Origin of the sequence: Methylibium rhizosphaerae (assembly GCF_006386545.1) — a bacterium.
GTDB lineage: Bacteria > Pseudomonadota > Gammaproteobacteria > Burkholderiales > Burkholderiaceae_C > Pseudorivibacter > Pseudorivibacter rhizosphaerae.
The window spans coordinates 1-594 of the sequence record NZ_SWAR01000192.1 but is presented as its reverse complement, the minus strand read 5'-3'; the positions used below and the strand labels follow the sequence as shown (position 1 = coordinate 594).

Below are 594 nucleotides of genomic sequence, written 5' to 3'. Positions count from 1 at the left end.
CATTGGCCCCAGTCGGCCTGGTCGAGCGTGGGCACGTGCAGGCCGCTGACGGTGCCGCTGTGGTTGGCGCCGGAATCGACCCCGGCGGCGAACAGCGGCGTGTCCTGCCCGTTGTAGAGCTGGCCCACGATGAGGGGGCGGTCGATGTCGGCCTCGACGAAGTCGACCAGCACCTCGGCGCCGATGCGCGGCGTGAAGGCGGCGCCCCAGTTGGCGCCGGCACTCGGCGTGGCCACCCGCACCCAGGTGCCGGACTGTTCGTTGCCGGGGGCATGGCCTTGCGTGTCGCCGGGGGTCTCGTGCGGCAGGCCGCCGGTCAGCGGCCGGGTGCCGCGCTGCCACGGGAACTGCACCTTCACCCGCAGCTCGCGGTCGGTGGTGAGGGGCTCGCCTTCCAGGCCCACCACCACCGCGGTCTGCGGGCCCAGTGCGCTGGGGCGGCGCCAGAAGGCCGGCACCAGCGGCACCGCTGCCAGCACGGCGCTGAAGTGGTTGCGGTAGCTGCCGGCCTCGAGCTCGGGGGCGTCGAGCAGGCGGGCGGCCTGGGCGCCCAGGTTGTTGGCGGCCTCATGTTCGATCGCCAGCACGGTAAAG

Annotated in this window: 1 protein-coding gene; it reads right to left on the bottom strand. The window is 73.7% G+C overall.

The genetic code is table 11. From position 1 onward, the window contains the following. Positions 1-594 (bottom strand): phage baseplate assembly protein V (locus E8D38_RS28575; protein WP_219851897.1); only part of this gene is annotated, 594 nt, incomplete at both ends.